This window comes from Halobacteriovorax sp. DPLXC-1, from assembly GCF_036903125.1.
GTDB lineage: Bacteria > Bdellovibrionota > Bacteriovoracia > Bacteriovoracales > Bacteriovoracaceae > Halobacteriovorax_A > Halobacteriovorax_A vibrionivorans.
The window spans coordinates 1,161,338-1,178,238 of record NZ_JAYMCO010000001.1 but is presented as its reverse complement, the minus strand read 5'-3'; the positions used below and the strand labels follow the sequence as shown (position 1 = coordinate 1,178,238).

At 35.8% G+C, this 16,901-nt stretch carries 15 protein-coding genes; 9 read left to right on the top strand and 6 right to left on the bottom strand.

Features of this window, described 5'->3' with window-relative positions; all coding sequences use genetic code 11:
* The first annotated feature begins 6 nt into the window (after nucleotides 1-6).
* Together VCM44_RS05760 and VCM44_RS05755 are read left to right on the top strand one after the other, a co-directional pair.
* The gene (locus VCM44_RS05760) at nucleotides 7-1,953 is read left to right on the top strand and encodes a bifunctional 2',3'-cyclic-nucleotide 2'-phosphodiesterase/3'-nucleotidase (protein ID WP_334678262.1); all 1,947 of its coding nucleotides are present in this window, start codon (nucleotides 7-9) and stop codon (nucleotides 1,951-1,953) included.
* Nucleotides 1,954-2,104: 151 nt separating this feature from the next.
* The gene (locus VCM44_RS05755) at nucleotides 2,105-3,484 is read left to right on the top strand and encodes an HAD-IG family 5'-nucleotidase (RefSeq protein ID WP_114705156.1); all 1,380 of its coding nucleotides are present in this window, start codon (nucleotides 2,105-2,107) and stop codon (nucleotides 3,482-3,484) included.
* Here VCM44_RS05755 and VCM44_RS05750 read toward each other — a convergent pair.
* Nucleotides 3,474-4,436, bottom strand: a complete 963-nt coding sequence (locus VCM44_RS05750; protein WP_334678261.1) for a hypothetical protein — start codon at nucleotides 4,434-4,436, stop codon at nucleotides 3,474-3,476. The genes VCM44_RS05755 and VCM44_RS05750 overlap by 11 nt on opposite strands.
* 189 nt (nucleotides 4,437-4,625) lie before the next feature.
* Between VCM44_RS05750 and VCM44_RS05745 the strand changes: the two genes are divergently transcribed.
* Nucleotides 4,626-5,744 (top strand): saccharopine dehydrogenase, encoded by a 1,119-nt coding sequence (locus VCM44_RS05745; RefSeq protein ID WP_334678260.1) that lies wholly within the window; start codon nucleotides 4,626-4,628, stop codon nucleotides 5,742-5,744.
* On the opposite strand, the gene VCM44_RS05740 is transcribed toward VCM44_RS05745, so the two are convergent.
* Complete coding sequence (locus VCM44_RS05740) at nucleotides 5,733-6,560, bottom strand: glycosyltransferase family 2 protein (protein WP_334678259.1); 828 nt, start codon at nucleotides 6,558-6,560, stop codon at nucleotides 5,733-5,735. The two genes, VCM44_RS05745 and VCM44_RS05740, sit on opposite strands and share 12 nt — an antisense overlap.
* The gene (locus VCM44_RS05735) at nucleotides 6,550-7,479 is read right to left on the bottom strand and encodes an aldo/keto reductase (RefSeq protein WP_120405142.1); all 930 of its coding nucleotides are present in this window, start codon (nucleotides 7,477-7,479) and stop codon (nucleotides 6,550-6,552) included. The genes VCM44_RS05740 and VCM44_RS05735 overlap by 11 nt, the downstream gene beginning before the upstream one ends.
* A gap of 74 nt (nucleotides 7,480-7,553) precedes the next feature.
* Here VCM44_RS05735 and VCM44_RS05730 point away from each other — a divergent pair, with 74 nt between their 5' ends.
* The gene (locus VCM44_RS05730) at nucleotides 7,554-8,570 is read left to right on the top strand and encodes a hypothetical protein (protein ID WP_334678258.1); all 1,017 of its coding nucleotides are present in this window, start codon (nucleotides 7,554-7,556) and stop codon (nucleotides 8,568-8,570) included.
* Entirely contained in the window at nucleotides 8,570-9,571 is a 1,002-nt protein-coding gene (locus VCM44_RS05725; protein WP_334678257.1) for an SPL family radical SAM protein, read from the top strand. Before VCM44_RS05730 ends, VCM44_RS05725 begins: the two co-directional genes overlap by 1 nt.
* 11 nt (nucleotides 9,572-9,582) lie before the next feature.
* Here VCM44_RS05725 and VCM44_RS05720 read toward each other — a convergent pair whose 3' ends face one another.
* Entirely contained in the window at nucleotides 9,583-10,539 is a 957-nt protein-coding gene (locus VCM44_RS05720; RefSeq protein WP_334678256.1) for a hypothetical protein, read from the bottom strand.
* A 238-nt stretch (nucleotides 10,540-10,777) separates the two neighbouring features.
* Between VCM44_RS05720 and rpmB the strand changes: the two genes are divergently transcribed.
* Complete coding sequence (rpmB, locus tag VCM44_RS05715) at nucleotides 10,778-11,014, top strand: 50S ribosomal protein L28 (protein ID WP_114705164.1); 237 nt, start codon at nucleotides 10,778-10,780, stop codon at nucleotides 11,012-11,014.
* Between the two features lie 94 nt (nucleotides 11,015-11,108).
* Here the strand turns inward: rpmB and VCM44_RS05710 are convergent, their stop codons facing one another.
* Nucleotides 11,109-12,806 carry a S8 family serine peptidase gene (locus tag VCM44_RS05710; protein ID WP_114705165.1) on the bottom strand — a complete coding sequence of 566 codons (1,698 nt, stop codon included), beginning with the start codon at nucleotides 12,804-12,806 and terminating at the stop codon, nucleotides 11,109-11,111.
* Nucleotides 12,807-12,951: 145 nt separating this feature from the next.
* Between VCM44_RS05710 and VCM44_RS05705 the strand changes: the two genes are divergently transcribed.
* Both VCM44_RS05705 and VCM44_RS05700 read left to right on the top strand, forming a co-directional pair.
* The gene (locus VCM44_RS05705; protein WP_114705166.1) at nucleotides 12,952-13,644 is read left to right on the top strand and encodes a hypothetical protein; all 693 of its coding nucleotides are present in this window, start codon (nucleotides 12,952-12,954) and stop codon (nucleotides 13,642-13,644) included.
* Nucleotides 13,645-13,664: 20 nt separating this feature from the next.
* Nucleotides 13,665-14,672, top strand: a complete 1,008-nt coding sequence (locus VCM44_RS05700) for a DUF4340 domain-containing protein (protein WP_114705167.1) — start codon at nucleotides 13,665-13,667, stop codon at nucleotides 14,670-14,672.
* Here VCM44_RS05700 and VCM44_RS05695 read toward each other — a convergent pair.
* Complete coding sequence (locus VCM44_RS05695; RefSeq protein WP_114705168.1) at nucleotides 14,669-15,559, bottom strand: hypothetical protein; 891 nt, start codon at nucleotides 15,557-15,559, stop codon at nucleotides 14,669-14,671. The genes VCM44_RS05700 and VCM44_RS05695 overlap by 4 nt on opposite strands.
* Nucleotides 15,560-15,780: 221 nt before the next feature.
* Between VCM44_RS05695 and VCM44_RS05690 the strand changes: the two genes are divergently transcribed.
* A complete protein-coding gene (locus tag VCM44_RS05690) occupies nucleotides 15,781-16,791 on the top strand; it encodes an HD-GYP domain-containing protein (protein WP_162929650.1) in 1,011 nt (336 codons plus the stop codon).
* The last annotated feature ends 110 nt before the right edge of the window (nucleotides 16,792-16,901 follow it).

Below are 16,901 nucleotides of genomic sequence, written 5' to 3'. Positions count from 1 at the left end.
TTAAATATGAAAAACTTCTTCTTACTTTCACTTTCACTCACTTTTTTAATTAGTTGTCAGAATCAGACACAAGTTAAATTACGTATCATCGAAACAACTGATATTCATGGGTACTACAAAGATTATGATTATTATCAAAATCGTGAAAGTAAGAAGTATGGACTAGTTAAAACAGCAACCCTCATTAAGAAATACATTAAATCCGCAGATAATTATACTTTGGTCGATAATGGTGACCTCATTCAAGGAAGCCCTATGGCCGACTTTGTGGCCAGCTATGGAAAAGAAGGAACCCATCCAGCTTTTAAGTTAATGAATCATTTAAAATATGATGTGGGTAATATAGGAAATCATGAATTTAATTACGGACTAGACTTCTTAAACGAGTCCTTAAAAGATGCTAATTTCCCATATATCAATGCAAACGTTTTCAAAGACGAAAATGGCAAACCAGGTGCTCCATACTTTAAGCAATATATTATTAAAGAAAAGGAAGTCGTCGATACAAAAGGTAAAAAACATAAATTAAAGATTGGCTATATTGGTTTTGCACCACCTCAAATTATGTTTTGGGATAAGGCAAACCTTGAAGGAAAAGTGATTGCTCGAGATATTGTCGAAGTAGCAAAAGAGCTAACCGTTAAAATGAAAAATGAAGGTGCTGATATCATTATTGCCATCCCCCATTCGGGAATTAGTACTGATAAGTATAAACTCTATGCTGAAGACTCTGTCTTCTATTTAAGTAAGCTACCATTTATTAATGCTATTGCTTTTGGTCATACTCATGCAGTATTTCCTTCTAAAGAATATGAAGGAATCGAAGGTATTGATGCTAAGAAAGGGACTATCAATGGTAAAGCAGCTGTTATGCCAGGAAAATGGGGATCTCATATTGGAATCATCGATTTAAAACTTAATTACGATGGAACTATTTGGAGTGTCATTGATGGGCAGTCTAGTGTCGAATCAATCTATGATCGAAACTCAGATATGAGTGTAAAGCCTGATTTAGAGTTAAGTGAGATCATAGAAGAAGATCATCAAAGAACGTTAAAATTAGCAGACAAGAAAATTGGTTCTTCAAAACAAGACTTCTATAGTTTCCTTTCTCTTATTCAAGATGATGCAACAACTCAAATTGTATCAAATGCACAAATGGACTATGTTAAAAAGGCCATTCAAGGAGATGCTAACTTAAGTGATCTTCCTGTTCTATCAGCTGTGGCCCCTTTTAAGGCCGGTGGAAGAAAGAATGATCCAAATGGTTATACAGATGTCTCGAAGGGTGAATTAACCATTAGAAATGCAGCAGATCTCTATCTTTATCCAAATATTCTTTATGCCCTAAAAATTACAGGTAAAGATGTCAGAATGTGGCTTGAGTGTTCTGCTGGTATGTTTGCTCACATTGATACTAACTACTTTAAGGAGCAACCTCTTATCAACTGGGGAGGATTTCGTACTTATAACTTCGATAATATCGATGGTGTAACTTATGAAATCGACGTCACAGAAAGAAGACATTTTGACGAAGACTGTAAAGTTCTAAACAAAGACTCTTTTAGAATTAAGAACCTAAAGTACAATGGTAAGCCGGTAAAAGATAATCAAGAATTTATTCTAGCAACAAATAATTATCGCGCTACAGGTGGAAAATTCTCGGGAACAGTAAAAGAAAATGTTGTTATTACAGCTCCTGATACTAACCGCCAAGTACTAATAAATTACATTAGAAGTGAAAGTAAGAAAAAAGGTTTTGTTGAAGCAAAGCCTAATATGAATTGGAAAATAAAATCAGTTCCAAATGCTGAAAAACTAAAAGTATATTTTGAAACCTCACCTTCAAAAAAGGCAAGCCGATTTATAAAGGAGAATGCAATCTATCCTTTAAAGCGATTAGATGGCCTGGATGAAGAAGGTTTTGCACGCTATCAAATCAACCTAAAGTAGTGGCCATACACATACTTACCAAGAGCGTCATTAAGGTGTAAGTCATTAGATTTACACCTTAACACATTAATAATATGACTTTTTATTCCTTTGAAGCTAAAATCTACGGTCCGAGAATAATTCTTGGATAGATTTATAAAAGGAATTTAATATGTCTGTTTACGTCAATAGAACATTAAACATGAAGAAGATCAAGGCCATCGGTTTTGATATGGACTATACATTAGTTCGCTATAAAACAGAGGCATTTGAAAAATTTGTTTTTGAACTTGTACTAGAAAAACTAGTTGAGATTAAGAAGTATCCAGCAGAGATTACCAATATAAAGTTTGATTTCAACCAAGTTATTCAAGGCCTTATTATTGATAAATTAAGAGGAAATATTCTTCAAACAAATCGCTATGGAAAAGTTAAGATTGCAAAGCATGGGACAAAGTCAATTGACTTTCGTGACCTAACGGAAATCTATGGCAATAGTATTATTGATCTAAACTCAGATCAGTATCAATCATTAGATACAAACTTCTCAATTTCAAATGGAGCAATGTTTTCAAATCTAGTGGATCTAAAAGATAATGGCCTGAAATTACCAGATTATGAGACTCTATCTAGCGATATAAAAGAAGTCATTGATATTGCCCACTCTGATGGTTCACTTAAAGGTCATGTTCAAGAAAATCTTGAAGACTTTATTATTGCAGATCCGGAAGTTGCAAAACTTCTTGAGCGCTTCAAGAGATTTGGAAAGAAGCTTATCCTTATCACTAATAGTGAATGGAGCTGGACAAAGAGCCTTATGGAGCACACGATTGATCCATTCCTTAAGGAACACGATAGTTGGATGGAGCTTTTTGACATTTCAATCTGTCTTGCATTTAAGCCACGCTTCTTTAGTGTAAGTAATATGTTCTTAGAAATTAATCCTGACACTGGATTTATGACAAATGCAGAAGGACCTCTAGAGCAAAATAAAGTCTACCAAGGTGGATGGGCAGGAAAACTTCAAAAAGACCTAGGACTAGAAGGTGAAGAGATTCTTTATCTAGGAGACCATATCTACGGTGACGTTCTAACATTAAAGAAAACTTTTAATTGGAGAACTGCCTTAATCTTTGACCCTCTTCAAAGTGAAATCGATGCAATTAAAAAATCAGCACCGACACAGGCCTTAATTGATGCCGAGATGAAGAAGAAAGAAAAGCTTGAGCATGAACTTAATAAATTAGAACTTCTTAAGCACGAAGATCCTGAAAAGTATAACAAGGAAGATATTGGAAAAATCTTTAGTGAGATTGATAAGATCAACACTAAGATTTCTCAACATCTTGAAACTTACAGACAATTTTTCAATCCTCATTGGGGAGAGATGATGCGTGCTGGTTTAGAAGAATCTCGTTTTGCTGATCAAGTTGAAAAGTACGCCTGCTTTTATATGGCAAAGATTACGGACTTACTTGAATACACTCCACGTACGTACTTTAGACCAACGAAGAGAGTCTTAGCTCACGAAATTACGGAGCCTAATTTTTAAAAGTATTTTGTAAGAATTGTAAAAAGACGCGGTATACCTCGTCACCATATCCCCCGGCCATAACCCAGGCCTGGGGAATTTTTCTCTCTTCTAAAAAGTTCTTCATAAAGAGATCACGCTTTAAACACTCTTCCAAACTAAGCTGAATTCCTTTTGCACTTTCAAGAATGTCTTTTTCATAAACATCGGCACCTTGAACGACAATACAAAGGTCGTACTTATCAGAAATTAAATCCTTCACTTTTTCTAACTTCTCTAAATAATTATCATCAGCAGTTACAGGAATATCCCATGTACTAGGAATAAAGCTTGAATTCGTTTTGTCTGGATTATCCAAAGGCCAGCCATCTTTCATGTGAATAGAGAGACAATCAATCGTCTTATCATCTTTTAAGATCTCTGCAGTACCATCACCTTTATGAGCATCCATATCAATCACAAGGCACTTTCCTAGGCCCTTTTCTTTTTGTAATTTTCTAATGGCGATAACAATATCATTAAAAAGACAAAACCCTCCTGGTTCACTACTTTTTGCATGGTGCATGCCACCACCAAGGTGATAACTAAAACCACTTTCTAAAGCATTTTCAGCGGCAAGGTATGTCCCTTCACAGTGAGCAAGGGCCCTCATTATAAAATCTTTCAATGGCCTTTTTGCACTATCTGGTTCGTAGCGATGAAAAGATCCATCATCATTAATTAGTTCATAAGCTTGTAAGACGAGATTTGTCGAATCACCAACAGCTCGCATATAGAAGCGATCAGTATGGGCCAATAAGAGATCACTTAATTTAAATTTAGTAAGCCTACGTCTTTCAAGAGATGGATTATCTTTAAAATTATCTAGTATTTTTGTGACACGTTCATCTTTAAGAGGAACTCCAATACCGTAATCAAGATAACTTCCAAGAGAGTCTTCCATGTAGAAAATTTTTGAGCTTGTTTTGGTCATTACTAAAACCTTCGCTTTCGGGCTTGCTTATCAATACTAATATTATATAGTTATACCTTAATCCCACTTGTAAATCTTACAAAATTTGGCAAATTTCAGGCCCTGAGCTTATATTTTGCTATACTTGTTAAATTATATTTGTTCGTAAATTCGACAAATTAGGGATGATATAGATGATTAGGAGATTGGATGATTTATAAGACTTTATGGTTACGCCATGAGACAAAGCCATTTGAGCAGCGAAGTGCCCTCACGCCAGAGGCGGCCAAAGCTATACGTGATCTCGGCCATGAAGTTATCATCGAAAGGTCTCCAAGTCGTATTTTTAAAGACGAGGAATTTGAAAAGCTAGGCTTTAAAATGATGCCAAGTAACTCTTGGATCAATATGGCGCCTAAGAATGCATATATCTTAGGTCTAAAAGAGCTGGATGCAGAGAAGTTTCCTCTCACTCATCGCCACATTCACTTTGCTCATGTTTACAAGGGTCAAAATGGGGCCAATGAAATGCTTGATCGCTTTATTCAAGGTGATGGTAAGTTATTTGATCTTGAATACCTTGTGGATGAGAATGGAAAGAGAATTGCAGCCTTTGGTCGATGGGCCGGTTTTGTTGGTGCAGCAATTGGACTTAAGAATTGGATTGCTCAGCAAAGAGGAGAAGACTTCAATGCAAGCGCTCCTTTAAATTCATATGAAAATCAATTTAGTCTTATCAACGAAGTTGCCAAAGACCTTGAACAGCTTCAAAAACGACCTCGTGCCGTTGTCATTGGCCACCGTGGACGTTGCGGTATTGGTGCAAAACAATTTCTAAAAAGTGTTGGTGTCGAATTCTGTGCATGGGGACGAGAAGAAACAAGTGTCCAAAGACCAATTAGAGCAATTTTAGATTATGATATTTTGATAAACTGCACTTTAAATACAACTAAAGAAAAACCATTTCTTGATCTTAAAACATTAGAGCAAGAAAGAAACTTAAGTGTTATTTCTGATGTTAGCTGTGACCCAACCGGGCCATGTAACCCACTTCCAATCTATGACGATATCACAACAATTGATACGCCAACGACCAGAGTCGACTTGGAAGAGCTACTTGAGGTTACGGCCATTGATCATCTGCCTTCACTTCTTCCAAGAGAAAGTACTGAGGAATATGTTGAGCAACTACTGCCTCATATTATCGATTTATTAAACGGTGATATTGAAGACTCTCCATGGGAGAGAGCTTTAGAGGTTTTCTATGCTAAAACTATTGAACTTGGATTAGAAAAGAGACTTAGTGAAGAGCCACAATTACTTATGTAGTGTAACAAAGCTTGCAATACTCTTTACTTCTTCATAGTCTTTAAAATTTTGATGCTTCTTATAGCCTTTCATTAAATACTGACATTTTTTATGACAACTTTCTAATAAGGCCTTTGAACGTTCTTCACTAAGTGGCCTATTCTGTAATATCCATGCCATACTTTTCACACGCCAGTAATCCATGGCAAAGAACTTAAAAGAGAGTTGATCTTCATGGCCGCCATACTTATTCACAAACTCATTTTCTAAAAAACCAATATCGTACAGAGAAGTTACTTTTAGCCAGAAGTCATAATCTTCACAAACCACGAAATCTTCTCTCATCCCACCTATTTGTTCAAAAAGCTCCTTCTTCATTAAAACACTAGAGGGAGAAATGACACAGCCTTGTAACGATCGGATAAACATATCACCACCATGCTTTTGGTGATGTTTTTTCTGCTTAACAACCTTTCCATCTCTTAGCCACCTCTCAGCAGTATGAACTAATACCTTTCCTGTATTTTTTAGGTAGCTAACCTGAGAGGCCAACTTATCTCGATGCCATTCATCATCAGAATCTAAAAAAGCAATATAATCACCTTTTGAGTTCTTTACACCAAGATTTCTTGCACTAGAGACTCCAGCGTTTTCTTTCTTTAAATATTTAATTCTTTTGTCTGAAAATGAGCTGACAACATCATGAGTATGATCAGTTGAGCCATCATCTACAATAATGAGTTCTAAATCATTAAAGCTTTGATTTAAGACGGAAGTAATCGAGCGTTTTAAAAAATCTGCACGATTATATGTAGGAATAATAACACTAACTAACACTATTGATTATATCTTCCAACATTTCATTAGTAATGTTCTTCTCTAAACTATCGATAACACCATCTAATTGTTTTAAATTTCTAGCACCACAAAGAATCGTACTTAACTCATCATGAGAAAGGTTAAAGTGAATCGCAAAATCTAGACCTGTCATAGCGTGTTTATCCAATGCAGGTTGCATCCTTTCAACAATTTCATAACGACTCTCTTTATCCATGGCCTTCCACCATGGGGCCCACGAGCGACAGTCACTCTTATCAAATTTACGGTCGCGATTAACTCGTCCAGTAAGAATCCCTTTATCAAGAGTTCCCCAGCTCATGAAGCTAATATCGTTTTCTTTAACTATTGGAAAAATATCATTTTTTACATCTTGTTCAAAAAAGTTGAATTGAGATTGAATCACTTCAATCTTATCCACTTCACTAGCAAGCTTAAACTCTTCAGGTGTAGTATTACAAAGACCGATATGTTTGATCTTTCCTTCATTCTTTGCTTTAGCTAATACTTCAACTGTTTTACGAATATCAACATTTTCATCAGGCCAGTGAACCATAAAGAGATCAATATAATCACTTTGAAGATCACGTAGAGATTGCTCAAGCATATCTCTAGTTACTTTTGGATCATTACTCATATCCACACGTTTATTCTCATGCCAAGTAACACCAGACTTAGAAATGATAAAAGCCTTCTCTCTTTGTCCATTTGAAGCAAAGGCCTTGCCTATTCGCCTTTCACTTTCCCCAAAGCCGTATATCGGAGCTGTATCAAAGATACGAACGCCTCGATCAAAAGCGTGTTGTAGAAGAGTAAGAGAGTCAGACTCACTAATATCTCCAAATCCATAACCAGCGCCTTCTCCAGAGATACTTGCGCCACCAAAAGCAAATTTTCCATATTGATCTAATATTTTCATAATTTAAAAGTATCCTCTGTCCTAAAATGCGTAAAGACTTGACGCACCGATAGATTAAAAGTTATTCCAATGGAATGGATCTACTTGTTTTTGCACACCGCGGTGAAGCACAATGCTTCTTAAAAGAGATGGAGCTTAAGGCCCACCCATTAAATAATTCCCTCTACACTCTAGAGGACCAGAGTGTTGCGCTTATTATCACAGGAGAAGGCCACAATAACGTTCTAACGGGACTTAGCCTAGCTCTAGGGCAACTTAGTGGAAATGTTCAAAGAATCATTAACTTCGGTATTTGTGCTGCCTTAAATGAACAATTACAAAAGAATGAAATTCACTCAATTAGAACAATCTATGGCAAAGATGAATTTAAAAGCTTTCAAACAATAGACACTCAGGCAAAACACGACCTCATCACAGCAAAACAAAGACTTTTAGATACCAAAGAATCTCAAAAGCTAGAGCACATTGCTCCACTAGCAGATCGAGAAGGATGGGCCATAGGCCTAGTTGCCAAGCAAGCAAATATCGATCTTTTATCTTATAAACTTATTTCAGACCATGTTAGTGATGCACCAATATGCGAATATATTAAAGAGCTTTCTCAAGATTACTCTCAAAAATTATTTGAATTCTATCAAGAATTAGAACTAGTAGAGAAAGCCTCATCAATTGAGAATCCATTTAAAGAGCAAAGCGACTACTACTTTACACTTTCTCTTAATCGAGAAGTCTCAAACCTGTGCCAGCAACTATGTGTAAAGTACGAAAAAGAAAATATTAATGACATCATCGATACAACTTCCCTTCTAAACTTAGAGACGACCCCAAAAAAGAGGGCCTTAAAGCTAAGGGATCAACTAAAAGAGAAGCTTTATCCTACACGCACAAAAATTCTAGGACAACTTGATAGCTTTATTCAAGATGCAGGCTTTGAGAAGAAAGAGCTCACATACGACCCAGCAATAGAGAAAGTCTTTTTAAATTTAAAAATAAATATCAAAAGCGAAAAAGATATAAAAGAGCTTACTCGTAAACTTAAGAATATAGACTGGCACGAGTACCAATCAATTATGAATGGAGAAAATCTTTAATGAAGATTGAAAAGATATTCATTGAAGAAGAAGCTCGAAATGGAGAAATTGCTCTCTCTCTTCCAAAGCGCTTTCCAAAAGCACAAGTTGTATACATAGATAATCATGCAGATATCTGGGGAAGAGTAAAAAAACCTTATCTCCATAAGAGAGATTCACTGAATCTCTTCATTGCCCACAAAAAAGGCTCTTTAGTAAAAGAAGCTCCTGATGCATATGGAATCTCAGGTGAGCCTCATTATTACTTTATCCACGCTTATAATTGTATTTATGAGTGTGATTACTGCTACCTTCAAGGATATTTTAATTCACCGGATCTTGTTCTCTTTGTTAATCATCAAGAAATTATGGCAAGCATGCAAGAAATAGCAGATAAAACAACAGGCAACCTGTGGTTTCACGCTGGAGAATTCAGTGATTCCTTAGCTCTAACACACTTAACCAATGAACTAAGCTTCTATCATGACTTTGCAAAACGTAATTCAAAGTGCTTTATCGAATTAAGAACAAAGTCGGCAAATATTAAAGAACTGATGAAGCTTGATCCCTTACCAAACTTTATTACTTCATTTTCTTTATCGCCAAAGAATAAGATTAAATCACATGATCTTAAGACACCATCTCTTGCAGCAAGACTTAAGGCAATTGAGAAGCTGTATAAAGCAGGTCACCCTATTGGACTACACTTTGATCCCGTTATTCACACAGATCAATTCGAAGAAGAATATCAAGAACTAATAAATGAAGTCTCTAAAATCATTCCACTAAATAAAGTAGAATATATCTCAATTGGTGTTGTGCGCTTTACTAAAGATGTCTACTCACAAGTAAAAAAGAACTATCCAAAAACAACCTACTTTCATTCGGAGCTTACAAAAGGTGAAGATGGAAAGATTCGCTACCCAAGGCCAATGCGCCACTGGATTTTAGGTAAGATAAAAGATATGTGCTTAAAGGCCGGCGCTATTGAGAAGGCCGTCTACTTATGCATGGAAGAATAATTAACGACTTTTTACTGAAGATATTTGTCTAAGTAATTATAGATTAAATCCATACCTCGACCTGCTGATTGCTTCTGCCTTGCTTGGTATTCCATATAAACGTCACCAGGATTAACGACCTTTAAATTATCCGTTTCAGGTGCTTCATAAACAGATGAATAGACTGTTCTCAACTCATCATAAATTGACTCGAGCTCAGTAAAATAAGATTGATCCGCCCCAGATAAAAGCCCAACTCCTTTAAGAAGAGTTAGATTCATTAAAATATTATCTTGCAAGCGATCATTAGAAAGGGACTTAAAAATCTCTTCCGTCATAAAGCCCACAATATTTTCTTTTTGAATCGCTGTAAACTCACCTTCTTCAGCTAACTCAATAATAGATTCAAAGAAAATCGTTAAGTTGGACTGACGACATACAAGAGGAGCTCTCAAGATCTTTCCAAAGTCTGTTGCGCTTACTTCTTCATAAGATAATAATGCGTACTCAGCTCTTTCAACAAAACGAAGTGCCTCTTGCCTGGCCTTCACGCTATTATAGAAATTTACTCCCCTTTTTAAGTTCATAATAACTTCATCTGGGTTTTGAAAATAAGAAGAATTAATTGGATCGATAATTTGTGATGGTGGCAGATTTGAGTTGATACTCTTTTCACAATCTAAGTTGAGCATCTCAAGTTTTTGAATTTCGCCACCTAATTGTGCAAGTTCTCCTGCAGGCAGGCCTTCAATTGTGACGACTTGATCATCACTTCTTTTATACTCATTATCTTCATGGAATTGCTTTCGTGGAACAAACTTCTTTTTAGGAGTATTATTTGAAAAAGGTTTGAGTTCTTTTTGACCTTCAGATTCATAATGACCCCTAACCTTCTGTGGTAGATAATCATCCTGATAGAAGTGGTATAGGAAGTAGCTCGCCGACATAGCTACTAGAATTATGAAAAACAATAAAATACGTTTTTTCAATCTTACAACCTCTCCTCTTCCTTTCAAGAGGATAACTACCTGAAATTAGTTATTTATATCTAATATGATATCGACAGCGTTTTGCTATGTCCAAGATTCTTTGATAACTACTTGTAAAAACCATAAGATATTGCTCATTTTGCACAAAAATGGTTGCACTTTTATGACGATATGTTTATATTCTACAACCTAATAACCCAAATATTAATGTAGAGTTTATATAAATAAGGATGAAGTGATGGCACGTACATGTGATTTAACTGGAAAAAGAAGACTTGTTGGTAATAAAGTTTCTCACGCTAAGAACAGAAGCAAAATGACTCAAAAACCAAATCTTCAAACAAAGAGAGTATATGATCCTGTAACAGGTGAAACAATTAAGCTTAGACTTTCAACTAGAGCAATTAGAACTCTAGATAAAGTTGGATCTCTTTCTAAGTTCCTTAAGAAGTACAAGCACCTTTGGAACGCTTAATTAGATTTTAATTCTAAGACTTTAAGTCATTTAGATATAGAAAAGGCCAGCATTTAGCTGGCCTTTTTATTTATGGCTGTTTATTTAAAACAAATTAGTATTGAACATCAACTTGATCAATAACAAATCCCCACTTCTGAACTGAACGGTCTGACTTAAATGTTAATTTAAGTGTTCCACCTTCAGCAAAGAAAGAAGTGTAGTTCTCACCGCTACCAGTTACCTTCTCAATTAAAGTACCTTTAGCATCTCTAATCTCGATGTAGTCATAACGATTCTCAAGGTCAAACTTACGAATTCTTAGACGAATGAATTTTGCACCTTCAACTTCGTAAACAGTTTCCATAACTTCATTTTCTGAATATGGGTGTGCTGACTCAAAAAGAGGAGCATCAACTGTTTGCCAATCTTCTGGATTTGGCTCGTTTCTTTCAGGAATTGTATTCGTTAAAAGATTGTAAGCGTTAATACGTCCAGAGTTAATAGTCTTACCTCTAAGTGCCGCTACTGGATCAGAAGTTACCATAACTTTATTTCTGATTTGTAGTGGAGTTAGATCTTTATTTTCAGCTAGGAAAAGACCAATTACACCTGATACATGAGGAGTTGCCATTGAAGTTCCCGAGTAAGAAGCATATCCACCATTTTTAACAGTTGATAGAATCTCATGCCCTGGAGCACCAATATGAACTGTTGAACGTCCGTAACAAGAAAAGCTTGCTAGTTCATCAGCAGCTGTTGTTGCAGCAACTGAAATTACGTTATCAACATTGTAGTTTGATGGGTAGTGTGGTCTTGAATCGTTATCAGTTGAAGAGTTACCTGCTGCGGCCGTAAATACGATACCTGCATCATTAGCTCTTTCGATTGCTTCTTGAAGAGCTTCAGAGCGTCCGCCCCCTCCCCAAGAGTTTGACATAATATCAACACCAATTTTTGTAGCATAATCAATTGACTTGATCGCAGCTTCAGTTGAACCTGAACCACTATCAGTTAAAAACTTAACCGCTACAAATTGAACATCTCTCATTACACCAGCAACACCAATAGCGTTGTGTGAAGCACCGATTGTTCCTGCACAGTGTGTACCATGAGAATGTCCATCAATAGGATCACCGTCATTATTAGCGAAGTCATAACCATGGATATCATCAACATAACCATTTCCGTCATCATCAACACCTGGCTGACCATTTGCTTCTGCTTCGTTTACCCACATTTGATCTCTTAGATCTGGGTGGTTGTAATCAATCCCTGTATCGATTACAGCGATTTTAATTGCGCGATCACCTTTTGTGATTTCCCATGCCTTAAGTGCATCAACGTCAGCACCTTCGACAGCATTTACACCACGTGGCCCATTAGAACCTGTGTTTCTAAGTCCCCAAAGTTTTCCAAACTTAGCATCTGCTGGTGTATAGTATGCACCATTATCAGAAGCATCTTGATAGTTTAGAATTTCATCAAGAACATTTGTGTGTACAATTGGCTTTACGATTTCGTAAATGAAGTTAGGCTCAGCATATTCAACTTCTGCTCTTTCATTCATTTGCTTTGCAAGAGTGTCAATTGACACAAGTGATTCATTAAACTTCACAACATATAGGTCACCTGATGATAGCTCGATACGACGATCAAGTGATGCTCCCGTTAGTGAATGTCCAAAAAAGTTCTCTGCTGCAACATCTTTCTTAAGCTTTACAATCAGTTCTCCTGGAACATGATCAGCTGCAAGTGGTGAAAGTGCCATTGCTGAAATAATAGCTGGCGCTAAAATAGATTTAATACTCATTAAGATCCTCCTAATCCTTTATCTCCCCTTCCATAAGGAGACCATACTAAGACTAAAAATATGTCTGCTAACTAGTTTACCACCATTCAAAGGGCAAAAATTTCAAAAGATACAAAATATTGAAAATGTGAGAAAATGTTAGTTAATGATACACGGAAAAAGTAACGACCCAGTCCTTATAAAAAGAATACCAGTAAAAGTCTGGACTCTTCGATCTGAAGTAGAAGAGGCCGTTCGTCTTCGCTACAAAGAAGGCGAAAAGCCTGATTTAGAAGACCTAATCGAAATTTATAAAGACAAAGGAGAGCTTCCTGTTGCTGAAGAAGTTGAAGATGATAACAACGAACTTGATCCTCAAGCACTGGCAGATGCAGCAATGAATGGAGAAGAAACTGACAATGTTACTCCGATAAATGAGAAGAAAGTTATCAAGCAATTTATTCCCGATCTACCAAAAGAAAAGCTTTTTAGTGGGAATTTATTGTTATCAGAACTCTACATGGAAGGTATGTATTTCTTCTGTGAACGAGAGTTCACACAGGGTCAATCAATCGTTGTTGATATCCAAATACCAAATCGTATTATCCTAAATGGAATCGTTGTTTATTCGCGAACTTTTAATATGAAAAGTCGTATTATTTCCAACGCTTCTCTACCCTACCGTACAGGGATAAAGTTCACATTTCTTAAAGAGGGTGAAAGAACTCTTCTTAGAAACTTTATTAAGTCATTTGAACCAGAAGTGGCCCAAGAGGCTCCAAAGTCAGTAAATGCGACTCCGGCATCACCAGCAGGAGGAGATGATGATGACGAGCTGGATATCTTTGACGATCTCTAATAAGAATTCTAAAATTTCTTATGCAAAATATTAGACGTAACTATTTCTCAGCAAGCCTTGTTTCAATTCTCTTTGTGACTCTCCTATTTGGAGCTGTTATAAGCGAGTTTTTTCAAGCACCCGTGATAACTTCAAAAGAACTTTCGAATCTACAGTTTCTTTTCACAAGTGATCAAATTGATGACGTAGATAGTCTCTCTCTTGCATCAAACCTAGGACGATTTAGTCTTGCAAAGAATAATGGCCAATGGATTATTACTCAGCCTCGACGAATTAATGCCAATGAAGCAACAATCACAAAGCTTCTCGATTCACTAAAGAATGTAAAAATAAAAAAGATCTTTCCAAAAGATCCTATCAATTTATCAAACTTCTCACTCGATAATCCAACTTCAACTATTACTCTAAAGAATGAGGATGGAATTGATGAAACAATCTCTTTTGGACTAATTAATCCAATTGATAACTCGACTTATGTTGTGAGTGATAGTGATAATGCTATCTACCACGTAAACGCTGTAAAGTTCTCTCTGGAAAAACTAGACCTTCCATCTCTAATTGATTCACGAGTCTTTAGTTATGCTCCAAGTGATATTACGGCCATTACTGTTATAAATTCAGGAAAGCTGCGTTTTGCTTTTGAAAGAAATAAGAATGACATATGGATATCTGGAAATAATGCTTTAAATGATGAATTAGTCCAAGACTTTCTTGTTAAATTAACAAGCTTCAAATCGAATCTTATTTTAGATAAGAGAACAGATAAAATGAATGAAAGAATTGAGCGCTACCTAAAGAAGCCATATTATAAAGTTATTGTAAAAATTAAATCAGGAGAAGAGATTGAATATGACCTTTCATGGGTATTAACTTCTCTACCAGACTTAAATATTGAGAAAAAAGAAAACTTTATTATTCGTGCATCAAATAGAGAACACCCGTTCCTTGTAAGTAAGGAATACCTAAGTGTACTCTACAAAAGAATAAGAAGCTTTAGACCAAGTCCACTCAATAAGATAATTTACTAAGCTATTAACTTATTAAGAATTTCAGACGCTACACCTTCAACTTCATCAATAACATGTTGAATGGCCTTACCTACTCTGTGGTGTCTGATTGGAAATTTTGAAAATGGAACAAAGATGTAATAAGTTTCACCTTTACATGTTTCCAAAGCATTTAAGTCGCTAAAGATATTATCATCAAAATCTATCTTTATACTCTTCTTCTTACTTTGGCAGATGGCCTCATCAAGTTCTTCATAAGTTTTCCCATTAGCGCTAAGGAGTCCCCCAACCTCAGCACTAAGGGAAATTTGGTCGGCCTGTGATAGACTTAAAAAATTCTTGTGCCCCTCAATTGATACAAGGATTCCCTTGCGACTCAATTGCACAATCTGTCCATCAACAGGTTTTAATATAGAATTCCAGAATGAAAACTTAGCCTTAAGATTTGTGTTCATTCTGAAGTCACGATGACTTAATGATAGGTTTGTCAGTAAGCGATCATAGACAAATAATTTATAAATATCATAATCAACCCATCTCATTGAATGCAGATGCATAAATGGACCGGCCTTATGCTTTAGAGATATTAGTGTTTGCTTATTCACATCAAACCAAAGATGCTTTAATCTCGGGTCAATATAGAAGTTATAGAGATCAAATAGAGTTGTCTCCATCTCACCTTTCTTATTTACTAACCAAACTGGAATCTCTTTAAAAGCTTCAAGTTCTTCTTTAACTTCACTGATACTCATCGAAGAAATACCACTTGAGTGACGATCTTTCATGGCCTCAATTAATTTCGACCAATTTGACCAATGTAGACTATATGGGCCGTCATCAAATAATTGAATAGATTCAAATAACTTAGGATCTGCAATATATTCTTCTAAATTCTTTAATGCGCTCATATCCGCCCTCTACTGGTCAACGATTTATTTCTTCGTATTTCCCCACTATAGCAATCTGGTTAATTAAAACGAGTGGATTGCTTAACTCTCTAGTAGAAGCCTTTATTTTCAATAATTTAGATACTGTAATTGACCATTTTCCCCACTTGGCAATAAAAGCGAATTATTGCCTATTTTCATTGGTATTTAATGATTTTGGTTACTTAAGTTATAATATGATCATGAATGCATTGGATATTTTCCGAAAATCCCATTTGGCCCTAAACCTCACACCTTTTACAATAAGGGAGCTCTTTAATATCCCGACAACCCCATGTGATGTTTTTATCTTTGAAGATGGTAAATTTAAGCATTCACTATATCGTGGCACCTATGTTGCTAACGATACTTTAAAGGAAATGATTGAAAGAGGTCATACTATAGTCTTTGCAAGTAATGAGCAAAGAGAAGAGTTAAAGGAATTACAACAAAATACCCTAAGACAGGTCACAAGATCCTTTTCAATGGGTGATACATATCAAAATTGCAAAAATCAGCTCAATCTTATTACCATTAATCTTCGCTATCTCTTTGAAGATCCAACGGATGATAATGCATTAAATCTTCAGTATCAAAGTCTAAAGGTTCTCGCCAACTTTCTAATAAAGAATCCAAAGATGCACGAGCCACTATATCGTTACTATGCGGCCCAAGGGCATCATTATATTTTTGCTCAACCCCTACTTTCCTCAATCTTTCTCGTAGGGATTCTGAAAACATCTCAACTCTATAATGATAAAGATATTGAGAACTTTTTTATCACAAGTTACTTTAAGGATATTGGAATGTCGGCCATTCCTATTGATAAATTCGATAAAGAGAATCTTTCTGAAATGGATAAAGTCCTACTTGCGAAACACCCAATTATTTCTGCAAGAATTCTGCAAGGAAGGATTCAGCTCTCACCTGCTCATATGAAGGTCATTGAAAACCATCACACGTTCAGTATTATCGATAAATACGACACTGATAATCAACATATCAAGAACCTGACTGTAACAGGTTTTGAAACGCTCATGGTTAACGTCTGTGATATCGTTGCGGCCATGATCTCAACACGCCCTTATAGAGAGGCTTTATCGATCTTTGAAGCCTTAGAGAAAATACGTTCACATATTGGAAGTGAGTACCCACACGAATTTAAAATTATCATTAACTACTTTCGCAATTTCTTTACAACATCAGTCAAGTAAAAAAAACTTTTCATAACGTTTCAAATATTTCAAAATAATAATTAACCAAGGATAAGGTTAATATATTTTTAATTACATATATTTAAATTCAACAATTGCTAAATGCTCCA